Consider the following 13,795-nt stretch of genomic DNA (forward strand, 5'->3'; position numbering starts at 1 on the left):
GGATGCGGCAGCAGTGGGGCCTGCGAGCAACGGCACTCGCAGCGACAGCAACGGCGCTTGTCGGTTGCTCCGTGGGCGGCGATGACGCAGACGCATCGGAAACAGGCGAGTCGTCGGCCGTACCTGCACCTCAGAAACTGCTCGCACTGGACGAGTTCGCAGCGCTCAACGCACTCACGCTCGGGGTCAAGCCCGATACGGTCTTCGCCACGCTGCAGTCGCAGGCGGCGAAGGAGATATTGCAGAGTGAGGGGATCGAGGTCGTCGACAAACCGACGTTCTTCCAATCACCAGATGTGGAGCAGATCGCGGCCGTTCATCCTGACCGAATCCTGCTCAGTGATGTCGGCTCGTTGACGTCGATCACCGTGCAGGCCAACGAGATTGCCCCGACGACGGTGCTCGCCTATGCGGCGCCGTGGCGCGAAGTTCTGAATACCGCGGCGACTGCACTGGGTCGAGAGTCCGAAGCTCGCGAAATCGTGTCGAGGCTCGAGGCCAAATTTGCCGAAGTATCCGGAACGGTCGAGGCGCAACCGCAGACACTGTCAGTGCTGGTGGGATTCTCCGGCGGCATCTACACCGTCATCCCACAGTCGCCGATGTCCTCGATCATCGAGGAAGCCGGTTTCGGGCGCCCGCAAGCCGAACTCGACGCGAAGATCGGCCCCAACACAGGTGTTGCCACGTCTTCGGTGTCCGGCGAGGAGGTCGGACAGCATGCGGCGGACGCGATGGTCGTGACCTCGGGCAACATCTACGACGGCGCTCTAGTTCACGCAAATCCACTGTTCAACGAGATCTCCGCAGTAAAGGCCGGACGCACGGCAGACGTGAGCGGTGAACTTTGGTTCGGCAGTTATCCTTTCGCGGTCTACTGGATCCTCGAAGACCTCGAGGCTCTTGCCGATCGCACTCTCACCGGCGCGGAACTCCAAGGCCGCATCGCATCCGACGCCGACGCAGTTACCCGATGGAAGGCGTTCTCGAAATGACGACGACACAGGCCACGAAAGCAGACATTTCATCTGAAGAGGCCGACGCATCACAAGGAGCGACGGCCGAAGCCTCGCAAGCCAAAGCTGAAGCGGCGGCGCACAAGAGCGCGCTTCGCGAACTCCTTGCGCCAGTTCGTACACGGACCACCATCGCGATGGTGATGCAGGTGATCGCCGCGGTCGCGGCCATCGTGCCGTACGTGGCCATCGCCGAGTTGGGTAAGACGCTGATCGTGGGCGGCGACATCGACTCGTCTCGCGTCTGGACGATCGTGTGGGTGGTCGTCTTGGGTCTGGGTATGCGTGCGTTCTTCGGAGGCGGTGCATTGATCGTGACGCACTTCGCCGATGTCAATCTTCAAGCTGTGCTTCGGCGTCGAATCGCAGCGACACTGGGTCGACTTCCACTGGGCTGGTTCACCTCCCACTCGTCCGGAACCGTGCGAAAAGCCGCGCAGAACGACATCTCCGATCTCCACTACCTGGTTGCGCACAGCGCCGTCGAGACCACCGGCGCCATCGCGGTGCCGCTCGTCGGGCTCGGCTACGTGATCTCGATCGACTGGCGTCTGGGACTGGTCGCGATTGCCACCCTCCCGATCTACATGATCGCCTACGCGATGATGACCAAGGACATGGCCGTCAAGATGAGCCGGATGAATGAGGGCATCGCGGCCATCAGCAACACCATCGTCGAGTTCGTCACCGGCATCGCAGTGGTCAAGACCTTCGGTCAGGACAAGCAGTCACATTCTCGATACCGCGACGCTGCCAAGGCGTTTGCCGTCTCGTACGAGGGCTGGGTTCGCCCGATGCTCCGGACCGAGGCGCTGGCCTCGATTGCGTTGAGCGCACCGGTTGTGCTGGTGGTCAACCTTGGCCTCGGCTCGTGGTTCGTTCACTCCGGATGGGTGTCACCCATCGATGTGCTGACCAGTTCTCTTGTCGCGATGGTGATTCCGGTGTCGGTGACGACCATCGGTTTCGGTATGCAGGCTCGCCGTGAGGCAGCCGCCGCTGCGGCGCGACTGATCGCGCTGTTCGCAACCGACGCTCTGCCGGAAACCGATCATCCGAAAAAGCCTGTGGGGAACGAAGTTCGATTCTCCGGAGTTTCCTTTGCATACGACGACGGCGCCGACGTTCTGACCGACATTGATCTGACGCTGCCGGAGGGTACGGTGACGGCGCTGGTCGGACCTTCGGGTTCGGGTAAGTCGACGCTGGCAACGCTGGTTCCGAGGTTCCACGACGTGCGTGCCGGATCCGTGGCCATCGGTGGTGTCGACGTCAGGGAAGTCGCTACCGACGAGCTGTACCGCCACGTCGGATTCGTTCTGCAGGACGTGCAGCTGGTCGAAGCGACCGTGCTCGACAACATTCGGCTTGCCCAACCGCAGGCGACTTCGGCCGAGGTGAAGGCCGCTGCCGCAGCCGCGCAGATCGACACCCGAATCGAAGCGCTCCCGAGGGGGTACGACTCGGTGGTCGGGGTCGACGCCAGATTCTCGGGTGGTGAAGCCCAAAGAGTCTCCATCGCGCGTGCGATTCTCGCGGACACTCCTGTTCTCGTGCTCGACGAGGCAACCGCGTTCGCCGACCCGGAGTCCGAAGCCGATATCCAAGAAGCGCTGTCGCGTTTGACGGTGGGGCGCACCGTGCTGGTGATCGCGCACCGGTTGGCTTCGATCGTGAGTGCCGATCAGATCGTGGTCCTCGACGCCGGACGGATCGTGGAGAAGGGCACGCACGATCAGCTTGTGGCGAGTGGTTCAACCTATGCGCGGATGTGGGCGAGTCACAGTCGGGCCGACTCGATTGAACACAGTCGGGCCGACTCGATTGAGCACAGTCGGGCCGACTCGATTGAACGCAACATCGCAGGTAAGTCTGACGCAGCAGGAAAGGCCAACTCATGATTCGCGACCTCTTCCGGATACTCGGCCCGCAGAATCAGGGCCGCTATCGCGAGTTCCTGGTGTGGGCAGTGTTGTACGGCGTGATGCAGGGTTTGGCAGTGGCGCTTCTGGTCCCTGCGGTGCAGGCACTGTTCGATCAGAGCTGGGGCAGTTTCGTTCGGTGGCTCGCCGCCATGGCCGTATGCGCTGTGATCAGTTCGATTGCGCACTACCTGCAGGCGATGAAGGGTTTCGAGTCGGCCCTCACTCTGCTGCGGACGATGCATCTGCGCCTGGGAGATCATCTCGTCACTCTGCCGCTCGGCTGGTTCGGCGCCGGCCGACTCGGGCAGGTATCGCAGGTTGCCAGCAAGGGCACCATCTCGGTGATGGGGGCCGCTGCGCACCTGATGACACCGATCATCTCCGGAATTGCCAGCCCGGCAACCATTGTCGTGTGCATGTTGTTCTTCGACTGGCGGCTCGGGCTCGCGCTGGTAATCAGCGTTCCGATTCTCTTCGCGGCAGCACGATTTGCCTCGACGATGACTGCCAAGGCCGACGATCGGGCTCATGCAGCGGCCGTCGAATCGAACAATCGAGTGCTCGAATACGCGCGTTGCCAACCGGTCCTGCGTGCTTTCGGACGCACCCACGGGGTGTACGAACCGCTCGACGACGCGATCGAAGCGCAACACACTGCGGGTCGTTCACAACTGTGGTTCGTGGTGATCGGGTCCGTGGTCAACGGGATCGCCCTGCAATTCGTGTTCTCTGCCGTGATCATCTTGGGCGCGTTCCTCGCGCTCGGCGGCGACATCGATCCGGTCACGTTGATCGCGCTACTCGGACTGACCGCACGGTTCATCCAGCCGCTGGGTGAGATCGGCGAGTTCGGCGGTGCAATCAGAATGGCACGCAATGAAATCCGGCGAATGTCCGAGATCCTCGAAGTTGAACCAATGGTCGAACCCGATACCAGCGGGACGGCGACGGGGGAGACGGCAGTGCAGTTCGACGCCGTCGACTTCGGATACGCGGACGGTGTGCAGGTTCTGCGAAACATCTCCTTCGACGTGCCACGGAAGTCGTTGACGGCGTTGGTCGGTCCGTCAGGGTCCGGCAAAACCACCGTCACCCGGTTGATCTCGCGCTTCTACGACGTCGACTCCGGTGTGGTGCGTGTCGGCGGCGTCGACGTGCGGGACCTCACGAGTGCCGACCTGATGTCGCAGCTGTCTCTGGTCTTCCAGGACGTGTACCTCTTCGACGACACGTTGATCGCGAACATCCGCCTCGGCCGCCCCGAAGCCACGGACGAGGAAGTCTTCGACGTGGCTCGGATCGCGGGCGTCGCGGAAATCGTCGAGCGGCTTCCGCGGGGTTGGGACACCCGTGTCGGTGAGGGCGGGACGGCACTGTCCGGTGGAGAGCGGCAGCGGGTCTCCATTGCGCGCGCACTCCTCAAACGCGCACCTGTCGTTCTGCTCGACGAGGCGACGGCCGCGCTCGATCCCGAGAACGAGGCACACGTGCAGCGTGCGATGCAAGAACTCGCCAGGGAAAGCACACTGCTCGTGATCGCTCACAAACTGTCGACCGTCGTGGCCGCAGATCAGATCATCGTGCTCGGTGACGACGGATCGATCGTCGAAGTGGGAACCCACGAAGTTCTGCTCGCAGCCGGTGGGAACTACGCCGCGTTCTGGAACCAGCGCCACCGTGCGTCGGGATGGCGGTTGGTGGCAAGCTGAGCAGAATGCAGACCGGAAAGAAGACGGGGCGGCCGCCGACGTTGTCGACAACGGACATCGTCGAGGCCGCCCTGGCCGGTGATCTGAGTGAACTGACCATGCCGAGCGTGGCAAAGCGGCTGGGCGTCAGTCATTCTGCACTTTATCGCTACTTCGCAGACCGCGAAGCGCTGCTGCGTGCCTGCTCGGATCATGTTGTGCGTCAGACTGTATGGCCCGATACGAATCGTCCGTGGCGCGAATTCCTGAAGGATTTCTGCGACGTTCTGTGGTCCTCGTTCGAGCGCTATCCAGGTCTGGCCCAGGTCGGTCTCGCAGTTCCGGGCACGCCGCCGGCGATAATCGAGATCGTGGAGAAACTGGTCGGTTCGTTGACTGCGCAAGGCTTCACACCCCACGATGCGATATTGGCGGTGGACTTCATCTCCGAGGTGACCATGACGCAGTTCGCAATGATGGCGGCGATGGACAAGACCGTCAGCTCCGCCGATTCACGTTCCGCGCGAGAGGCGTATCAGGAAAGTTGGAATGCATCGGAGTCGTTGATCGAGGGAATCGGCGACGAATCGACGTGGCACGGGCGAGGTTGGTTGGACGAGAAGATCACGATCATGCTCGACGGCCTGGAAAAGCGTGTTATCGGCTGACATTTCTACTAGCTTTGAGAGTAATGCCCGTTTCGGCGTGATACAGGCTAATGTGCACACATAGGACGGGTGGTTGCTGCACCGGGAGGCGGGGATCATGGATCTCGAAGCGATTGTTCTCATCCAAAGACTCAAGTACCGATACGCACGCGCCTTGGACACCAAATCGTGGGTCGAATTCGCCGACACTCTGACCGTCGACGCCACCGCGATCTACGGAGAACAACTCAGTTTCGATTCCCGAGATTCGTTCGTCTCCTTCCTCGAGAACACTCTCGGATCACACATCATCACCGAACATCAGTGCGGGCAACCCGAGATCGACGTCGACGGAGACACCGCAACCGGGATCTGGTGCCTCGCGGACACAGTGGTAATCCCCGAAGACGGCATGCTGCTTCGCGGATCGGCCTTCTATCACGACAGATACACCCGCTGCAGCGACGGTGAATGGCGAATCTCCCACACGAGCTACGAGCGGACCTGGGAATCGGTGGTGGCGCTCGCCGACATGCCGAGTTTCCGATTGACGTCCAACAAGTGGGCGCTGCTGCAGCAACCGTCGTTCGGCGACTCGGTCGTTCGCAACGTCTCCTGAGGTCGCCCGCGATTAGAGTCGGCTCATGGTTGATGCAGATTTTTCGCTGCCTGACGTACGGACGTGGATTCGCGGTATCCCCGCGCTGACCGGAACTCCGCCGCCCGCGCCCGAGTGTTTTCCGGAAAAGCCGGGGGAGTTGTTCCTCGACTGGCTCCGTGCGGCCGTGGCCTTCGGCGTCGTCGAGCCACACGTGTGTGCGCTCTCGACCGTGGACGGCGACGGTATGCCTGATTCTCGCTTCCTCATCCTCAAGGACGTGACCGAGGGTGGGTTCTGGTTCTCTGGTTCAGCTGCTTCGCCGAAAGGTGTTGAGCTGAAAGAAAATCCGCGAGCATCGCTCGCCTTCTACTGGCGCGAGACGGGTCAACAGATCCGGATTCGCGGAACGGTTCGCGAGGGCGACGACGCACTTCGACGCCGAGACTTCGTCGAACGCTCCGTCACGGCGAGAGCGGTGGCGACGGCAAGTGAGCAGAGCGAGGTGCTCGAAGACTTAGGGGCGTACGACACGTCGGTGGCCGCTGCGGAAGCAAGAATCAGCGACGACCCAGGGTTCGTGTCGGAGGACTGGCGTGCGTGGTGCCTCCAGCCGGAGTCTGTCGAGTTCTGGCAGGCAGACTCCGGGCGTCGGCATCAGCGGTGGTTGTACCGGCGCGGCTCGGACCGAGCATGGACACGAGCAGTGCTGTGGCCCTAAGGGGCAGCTGGGCCCAGATCAGCTCGCGCTGATCTCCGGCGATACGAGGTTGACGACGATCGACTGTCCGCCCAGCTTGGCGTGGATTTCGGGATGTTCGAACCCCGAGGACAACAGGTAGCTGCCGAGCATCGTGAGCAACTCGTCCAGATCCGTCGTGGGATCGGAGGAATGTGCGCTCGAGGGTGAGGCCTGATTTGCGATGAGTTCGGTGTGGGTGAGTCGACCGGCCACTCGAACGGCGGCTACGCCCATCGCGTCGCGACGTACGACGGTACGACTCCGAGTTTCGAGCGTCCTCGATGATTCGCGTGTTGAAGCTGGCACTGAAAGGTCCTCTCCGCTGCTGTGTGCGGCCGTGGTTCGGGCAGGAAGCGGAAACGTGAATGCATCGGATTGCTTGGGTGCGGTCGACAGAAAATCCGCTGTGGCGGTGGCACTGCTGGAACCGTTACCCGTGGAAAGGTTGCTCCCAGAACCATTGCTTGCAGAACCATTGCTTGCAGAACCATTGCTTGCAGAACCATTACTTGCGGAACTATTGGCTCTCGATCCGTTGCCGGAACCGTTGGGGCCCGCTATTCCGTGAGAATTCTTGTCTTCCATTGTTTCGCTCCTGATGCCCGTAAACAGACCGCCGGTTTGCTTAATCGACGCAAACATACCAGGAGTTGGTTTACGGTCACACCCCTTGTGGAGTTCGGCGTTGAATGCGCAGCCACATTGCGAAGCCCCACAGGACGAAGAATGCATAGACCAGATAGAGGATCGCCGAAGGGTAATAGCCGGCTCGGAAAAGAAGGGGAACACCAACGGCGTCGACGCCGATCCAGATGAGCCAGAATTCGGTCCAGCCGCGCGCCATGCCGTATGTCGCGAGGATGGAGCCAGTGAAGATCCAGGCCTCTGCCCACGCTCCGTACGAGCCGAGGAGGTCGAAGATCCAGGCGAAAGCGATTGTGCCGCTGGTCATGACGGCGATCATGGCGACGCGCTCGCGAGTTGTCGCCCAATGGGGCAGGACTGCGCGACCGGAGTCGCGTGCCCCGCGTCGCCACTGAGTCCACCCGTAGACGCTGACGGTGATGAACAACAACTGACGGCCGGCCTGGCCGTAGAGATTGAGCTCTTGCGGCGTGTGGAAAAGTGCGCCCATGAACACCGTGAACAACAAGGCATTTCCGGCTATGCCGACGGGCCACGCCCATACCGAGCGTCGCGCGCCCGCGATCGCGGAGCCGATTCCGAACGCGTTTCCGATGATCTCTCGCCAGAGAATCGTGGCGCTGCCGATGTGCAGTTCGGCGTCGAACAGCGCCTCGATCAGGCTCATCAGTCCGCAGCAGCGACGAGGGGTTCGAGCGTCAGATCCGGGAGTTCCTTCTGGATGTACTGCAGGCGCCACTTGTCACTGACCAGGGCGAGCAGAACACCGTCGGAACGGGTGAAGACCTCCACACCTCGTTGACGGTTCAGTTCGACCTCGGACGCGGCGTCGGTACGGCGAGCCAATGCGTAGCCGAGCGGTTCCATCTTGGCCTCGACGTTGAACTCGGCCTTCATGCGTGCTGCGACGACCTCGAACTGCATCGGGCCGACGGCCGCCATGACGGGGGAGGCGTCGCCGCGGATGTCGTTGCGGAGAATCTGGACGACGCCCTCGGAATCGAGTTGGTCGACAGCACGGCGGAACTGCTTGTACTTGCCGGCGCTTTCGGCGCGCAGGATCGAGAAGTGTTCCGGCGCGAACGACGGGATCGGCGGGAACTCCACCTTCTTCTCGGTGTACAGCGTGTGGCCGGGTGCGAGTGCGGTGGCGTTGACGAGGCCGACGACGTCGCCGGGGAACGCGGATTCGACGGTGGAACGTTCACGTCCGAATACCGTCTGGGCGTACTTGGTCGTGAAGGGCTTGCCGGTTTGGGCGTGTGTGACAACCATGCCGCGCTCGAACACGCCGGAGACGATGCGCATGAACGCCAGACGGTCGCGGTGCGCGGTGTCCATACCGGCCTGCACCTTGAAGACGACCGCACTGAACGGATCGGTGACCTCGCGCGGCTTGCCGCTGAGGTCTTCGCGCCCACGCGGCGGCGGCGCCAATTCGACGAGGGTGTCGAGGATCTGGCGGACGCCGAAGTTGAGCATCGCGGACGCGAAGATCACCGGGGAAGTCTGACCGGCGAGGAACATCTCCTGATCGTGGTCCTGGCCGGTAGCGGAGAGCAGTTCACTCTCCTCGGCCGCGGTCTCCCACTCGGAGCCTTCCTTGGCGAGCGCCGCGTCGGCGTCCATGACCTCTTCGGGGGCGATCTTCGCGCCGCCTGCGGTACGGGTGAAGCGGACGTACTCGCGAGCCTCACCGTCTTCACCGCGCCGCAGCAGTCCGCGGAAGTCGCCGGCGATGCCGACCGGCCAGTACAGGGGGGTGGGTGTGAGGCCGATCCGTTCGCTGATCTCGTCGAGCAGTTCGAGAGGAGTCTGACCGGGACGGTCCCACTTGTTGATGACGGTGATGACCGGAATGCCGCGGTGACGACACACCTGAAACAGCTTGAGCGTCTGCGGTTCGAGGCCCTTGGCAGCGTCGATGAGCATGACCGCCGCGTCGACGGCGGTCAGGACGCGGTACGTGTCCTCGGAGAAGTCGGAGTGACCGGGGGTGTCGACGAGGTTGATGACGTTGATCTGCTCGTCCGGGGTCTCGGACGAGTGGTAGTTGAACTGCAGTGCGGTGGAACTGACGGAAATGCCGCGGGCCTTCTCCATCTCCATCCAGTCCGAGACCGTCGACTTGCGGCCTGCCTTGCCGTGGACGGCTCCTGCCTCCGAGATCTTCTTCGCGTGCAGTGCCAGCGCTTCGGTCAGCGTCGACTTTCCGGCGTCGGGATGCGAGATGACGGCGAAGGTGCGGCGACGCTCTGCCTCGGCGGACAGGCCCTTGGTCGTCGTCGTGACCGCGACCGACCCGCTCTCGGTTGAATCGGGGCCTTCGGTGTCGGACTGGACAGTCGAGTCGGAAGGGACGGTCGAGTCGGACGGGGTAGTCAACGAAGAACCTCTCGAAGTGGGCGTCGGTGCCGGCGACGTGCCGGTGCGCGGACAGGTGGAGAGTGCGGCAGCACAACAGAGAAAGGATACTCGCAGACCACGAGGCAGTAGCCACTGCGGCGTAACACTCGGCGAACGATCGCTGATTATCCATGTATGTGTGTGTTCGAACACACAGCCATTTGTGTCCTGCGAAGAGTTGCACTGATCGAAGAGTGACACTGACCGAGGAGTTGCGTTGAGCAAGTTCACCGAAGAGATGTATGCGACCGCCGCAGTCACCGACCGCGGCCTGGTGACGGGAGAGCCGGACAACGCTTTCCGTCAGACCTGGGGCGACATCCACCAGGAGGCTAGGCGCATGGCCGGCGGCCTGGCCGAGGTCGGTATCGATCGCGGCGTCGCGATCGGCATTCTCGCCGGACAGCCCGTCGACATCGCACCTGCCTGCCAGGCGACGTGGATGCGCGGTGCGTCGGTGACGATGCTGCATCAGCCGACCCCCCGAACGGATCTGGGCGTCTGGGCTCAGGACACCGAGACTGTGATCGACATGATCTCCGCAAAAGCCGTCATTCTGGGTGCGCCCTTCGACGCGGCCAAGCCGCTCCTCGAAGAGCGTGGCATCACCGTCGTGACGGTGGACGAGCTTCGCAGCGGAACGTCGATCGATCCCGTGGAGACGGCCGAATCGGATATCGCACTCCAGCAGTTGACGTCCGGTTCCACCGGTTCGCCCAAGGCTGTGCAGATCACGCACGAGAACTTCTACACAAATGCCTACGCCATGATCAACCGCATCAAGTTCTCCATCGAAGACGACGTGATGGTGAGCTGGCTTCCGCTCTTCCACGACATGGGCATGGTGGGTTTTCTCACGGTTCCGATGCAGGTGGGCGCAGAGGTCATCAGCATCACGCCGATGGATTTCCTGCGCACCCCGGTGCTGTGGGCCGAACTGATGGGCAAGTACGGCGGAACCGTCACCGCCGCACCGAACTTCGCGTACTCGCTCTTGGCTCGTCGACTCGCACAGGCGGAAGACGGGGCAGTCGACCTGTCCAGCGTCCGATACATGTGGAACGGCGCCGAGCCGGTGGATCCCGACACGATGGATGCACTCGCCGAGGCAGGTGCGCGTTTCGGTTTGAACCCGACTGCGCTGGCGCCCGTGTACGGAATGGCGGAAACCACGCTCGCCGTGTCGATTCCGGATCCCGATCAAGGTCAGGTCCTCGACTACGTCGATCCAGACTTTCTCGAATCGATGTCTCGAGCGGTGCCGTCCAATCGCCCCAACGCTCGTGCCCTCGCCACACTCGGCAAGATGGTGCCTGACCTCGAGGGACGCATCGTCGACCGTGACGGTCAGGTGCTTCCGGCCCGCGGTGTCGGAATCATCGAGGTTCGCGGCAAGGCAGTCACTCCCGGGTACGTCACGGTCGACGGACACAAGCCGGCCCAGGACGACGACGGTTGGCTCGACACCGGTGACGTCGGGTACTTCACCGAGGAAGGACTGGTCGTGGTGTGCGGGCGTGTCAAGGACGTCATCATCATGGGCGGCCGGAACGTGTACCCCACAGACATCGAACGGGCGGCCGGAACCGTTGCCGGTGTGCGTCCCGGAAATGCCGTCGCGATTCGTCTCGACGCCGGCCAGAAGCGTGAGAGCTTTGCAGTCGCCGTCGAGACCAACGCGTTCGAAGATCCGGAAGAGGTCAAGCGTATCGAACGCGAAGTGGTCCACGCCGTGGTTGCCGACGTCGGTGTCCGACCTCGCGCCGTTGCGGTCCTGGGTCCCGGCAGTATCCCGAAGACGTCGTCGGGGAAGCTCCGCCGCGCGAATTCGGCTGCACTGCTGGGTAACTGACCGTCAGTGCAGGCGGTTCTGTGCGGCTTCCAACCCGAGTTCGAGCAGTAGCTCCACTGCATCCGCAGCCTCTTCGCATACGAGATCGAGTTCTTTTCGCTCCGTGGACGAGAACGGCTTGAGAACGTAGTCCGCCGGGTCCATGCGGCCCGGCGGACGACCGATCCCGACGCGCGTGCGCAGGTAGTCCTTGGTGGTCAACGAACTCGAAATGGACCGCAGGCCGTTGTGGCCGCCTTCGCCGCCGCCGAGTTTGAGTCTGATCGTCCCGAAATCGAGATCCAGTTCGTCGTGGACGACGATGATATTCGCGGCGTCGACCGAGAAGAACCGCGCGAGACCGGCGACAGCGCCACCCGAGAGATTCATGTACGAGCGTGGTTTTCCGAGAATCACGCGCCGGCCGGCGAGGCGACCTTCGACGATTTCGGCACCACTCTTCTTGTGTACGTTGAACTTTCCGCCCATGCGCCCGGCAAGGGTGCCGGCGACCATGAAGCCGACGTTGTGCCGGGTCTTCTCGTACTGGGGGCCGGGATTACCCAGGCCGATGACGAGGGCGGTATCTGTGCTCAACGGACGCTACTTTCTGGCTTGATTTTTCCTGCTACGCACGAACGGCGCGTCACTCCGAATCGGAATGACGCGCCGCGCGCAGTGAGTTCTGTTGGAACCGAGAGGATCAGGCCTCTTCTGCAGCCTCGTCGGCGGCGGGAGCTTCTGCGCCCTCTTCGAGGTCTGCCTCGGTGGGTGCAGCAACGACGTTGACGATCAGGGTGTCGGCGTCAGCCTGCAGGGTCGAGCCCTTGGGCAGTTCGAGCTGGCTGGCCAGGATCTGGGTGCCGATCTCGAGACCCTCGACCGAAACCTCGATCTGCTCGGGGATGTGAAGCGCGTCGGCCTCGATGGAGATCGTGGATGCGTCCTGCGCGACCATCGTGCCTGCAGCAGCATCGCCGACGACGATGACGTTCACGTCGATCGTGACCTTCTCGCCCTTCTTGATGACGAGGAGGTCGGCGTGCTCGATGTAGTTGCGGATGGGGTGCACGACGACCGACTTGGTCAGTGCAACCTGCTCCGTGCCCTCGATGTCGAGGGTGAGGATGGCGTTGGTGCCGTGTGCACGGAGGATGGCGGCGAAGTCGCGAGCCGGCACATTGAGGTGGCGGGGATCTTCACCGTGGCCGTACAGCACCGTGGGGACCTGGCCGTCACGACGTGCGCGGCGAGCTGCGCCCTTGCCGAATTCGGTGCGGACGACGGCGACGAGGTTGTTTTCTTCAGACATGATGAAACGGCTCCTACAACTCACGGGGTTCGTGCTCGGTTTACTGACGTGTGGTTTTGCCTGCGGCAAGGCGGACAGGCGCGCACACGGCCAGGAGCGAAACGCTCGAGCTGAGCCGTAGCCGCGTCGATCACGGTAAACCTGCAACGTGTGGAACTGCTGCGATTCACCCTCGCCGAGACAACTTTGGATACGTTACCGGAGTTTGCTCCCGGCCGCTAATCGCAGGTGGTGGGGACCTGGCCGTGTGGACGTGGTTCGCGTCACATCGAAAGCGGTAGCCTGACGGAGTGACCACCGTGGGGAACGCTCCCGAAGGCAGTCGGCTCGGTGCCGTCGTGCCGGGTACCGACCTGTCGCAGCATGCTCGCCTACTCAGTCGGGTGCACGACGCAGTTCTCTCCGGCCAGGAACCACCGGCGCAGCCGCGGACCGTCGTGGCGCGGTCGTGGTCGAGGGTGGCCGCCGGCGGGCTCACGCCGGATCACTGCGGTGCGTCTACTGTTGCCGATTTCTCCGAGTTGGAGGCGAGGCGTTCGCGTACCGCGCTGCGAAGCGTTCTGCCCGAACTGCGAACCACGCTCACCGAGGTCGCCGAGGACGCGGGCTTCATCGTGGTCGTTGCCGACGCCGACGGTGTCCTGCTCTGGCGCGAAGGGGCGAAGACCGTCAAACGTGCGGCGGACGCTCTCGGGTTCGCGGAAGGCGCACGCTGGTCGGAGCAGTCGGTGGGGACCAACGCGATAGGTACCGCGCTGATCGAAGACTCTGCGGTGCAACTCTTCTCGGCCGAGCACTATGCGCCCACGCATCACAATTGGTCGTGTACCGGCTCGCCCGTGCACGACCCACGGACGGGCGAGATACTGGGCGTGGTGGACATCAGTGGATCCGCAGCTTCGGTGCATCCCACCACCGTCGCGCTGGTGCGCACCGCGGTTCGCCTCGCGGAGGCGACGCTGTGGCGCGAGCACGCGGCTTCGCT

General features: G+C 62.9%; 13 protein-coding genes. 8 read left to right on the plus strand and 5 right to left on the minus strand.

What is annotated here, in order from left to right:
• Positions 1 to 2 precede the first annotated feature (2 nt).
• From YH3_RS20120 to YH3_RS20145, 6 genes are all read left to right on the plus strand, one after another.
• Complete coding sequence (locus YH3_RS20120; protein WP_058037023.1) at positions 3 to 995, plus strand: ABC transporter substrate-binding protein; 993 nt, start codon at positions 3 to 5, stop codon at positions 993 to 995.
• Positions 992 to 2,917, plus strand: a complete 1,926-nt coding sequence (locus YH3_RS20125) for an ABC transporter ATP-binding protein (RefSeq protein WP_238592662.1) — start codon at positions 992 to 994, stop codon at positions 2,915 to 2,917. The genes YH3_RS20120 and YH3_RS20125 overlap by 4 nt, the downstream gene beginning before the upstream one ends.
• On the plus strand, positions 2,914 to 4,650 hold the full coding sequence (locus YH3_RS20130; RefSeq protein ID WP_064443917.1) for an ABC transporter ATP-binding protein: 1,737 nt from the start codon (positions 2,914 to 2,916) through the stop codon (positions 4,648 to 4,650). The genes YH3_RS20125 and YH3_RS20130 overlap by 4 nt, the downstream gene beginning before the upstream one ends.
• Before the next feature lie 5 nt (positions 4,651 to 4,655).
• Entirely contained in the window at positions 4,656 to 5,297 is a 642-nt protein-coding gene (locus YH3_RS20135) for a TetR/AcrR family transcriptional regulator (protein ID WP_238592663.1), read from the plus strand.
• A 97-nt stretch (positions 5,298 to 5,394) separates the two neighbouring features.
• Positions 5,395 to 5,895 carry a nuclear transport factor 2 family protein gene (locus tag YH3_RS20140; protein ID WP_003946235.1) on the plus strand — a complete coding sequence of 167 codons (501 nt, stop codon included), beginning with the start codon at positions 5,395 to 5,397 and terminating at the stop codon, positions 5,893 to 5,895.
• A 25-nt stretch (positions 5,896 to 5,920) separates the two neighbouring features.
• Positions 5,921 to 6,595 carry a pyridoxal 5'-phosphate synthase gene (locus YH3_RS20145; protein WP_050654515.1) on the plus strand — a complete coding sequence of 225 codons (675 nt, stop codon included), beginning with the start codon at positions 5,921 to 5,923 and terminating at the stop codon, positions 6,593 to 6,595.
• 18 nt (positions 6,596 to 6,613) lie between these two features.
• Here YH3_RS20145 and YH3_RS37345 read toward each other — a convergent pair whose 3' ends face one another.
• From YH3_RS37345 to YH3_RS20160, 3 genes are all read right to left on the minus strand, one after another.
• A complete protein-coding gene (locus tag YH3_RS37345) occupies positions 6,614 to 6,922 on the minus strand; it encodes a hypothetical protein (RefSeq protein WP_306669658.1) in 309 nt (102 codons plus the stop codon).
• A gap of 355 nt (positions 6,923 to 7,277) precedes the next feature.
• Positions 7,278 to 7,928, minus strand: coding sequence for a nicotinamide riboside transporter PnuC (gene pnuC / locus YH3_RS20155; protein ID WP_050654516.1), 651 nt, complete (start codon positions 7,926 to 7,928; stop codon positions 7,278 to 7,280).
• Positions 7,928 to 9,532, minus strand: coding sequence for a peptide chain release factor 3 (locus YH3_RS20160; protein WP_135000451.1), 1,605 nt, complete (start codon positions 9,530 to 9,532; stop codon positions 7,928 to 7,930). Before YH3_RS20160 ends, pnuC begins: the two co-directional genes overlap by 1 nt.
• A gap of 352 nt (positions 9,533 to 9,884) precedes the next feature.
• On the opposite strand from YH3_RS20160, the gene YH3_RS20165 reads away from it, so the two are divergent.
• The gene (locus YH3_RS20165; RefSeq protein WP_003946224.1) at positions 9,885 to 11,519 is read left to right on the plus strand and encodes a fatty acyl-AMP ligase; all 1,635 of its coding nucleotides are present in this window, start codon (positions 9,885 to 9,887) and stop codon (positions 11,517 to 11,519) included.
• 3 nt (positions 11,520 to 11,522) lie between these two features.
• Here YH3_RS20165 and pth read toward each other — a convergent pair whose 3' ends face one another.
• A complete protein-coding gene (gene pth / locus YH3_RS20170) occupies positions 11,523 to 12,095 on the minus strand; it encodes an aminoacyl-tRNA hydrolase (RefSeq protein WP_003946229.1) in 573 nt (190 codons plus the stop codon).
• A gap of 106 nt (positions 12,096 to 12,201) precedes the next feature.
• On the minus strand, positions 12,202 to 12,810 hold the full coding sequence (locus YH3_RS20175; protein ID WP_003946242.1) for a 50S ribosomal protein L25/general stress protein Ctc: 609 nt from the start codon (positions 12,808 to 12,810) through the stop codon (positions 12,202 to 12,204).
• Between the two features lie 290 nt (positions 12,811 to 13,100).
• Here YH3_RS20175 and YH3_RS36755 point away from each other — a divergent pair.
• Positions 13,101 to 13,795 (plus strand): GAF domain-containing protein (locus tag YH3_RS36755; RefSeq protein ID WP_238592694.1); only part of this gene is annotated, 695 nt, incomplete at its 3' end.

It is taken from the genome of Rhodococcus sp. YH3-3, assembly GCF_001653035.1.
Taxonomy (GTDB): Bacteria; Actinomycetota; Actinomycetes; order Mycobacteriales; family Mycobacteriaceae; genus Rhodococcus_F; species Rhodococcus_F qingshengii.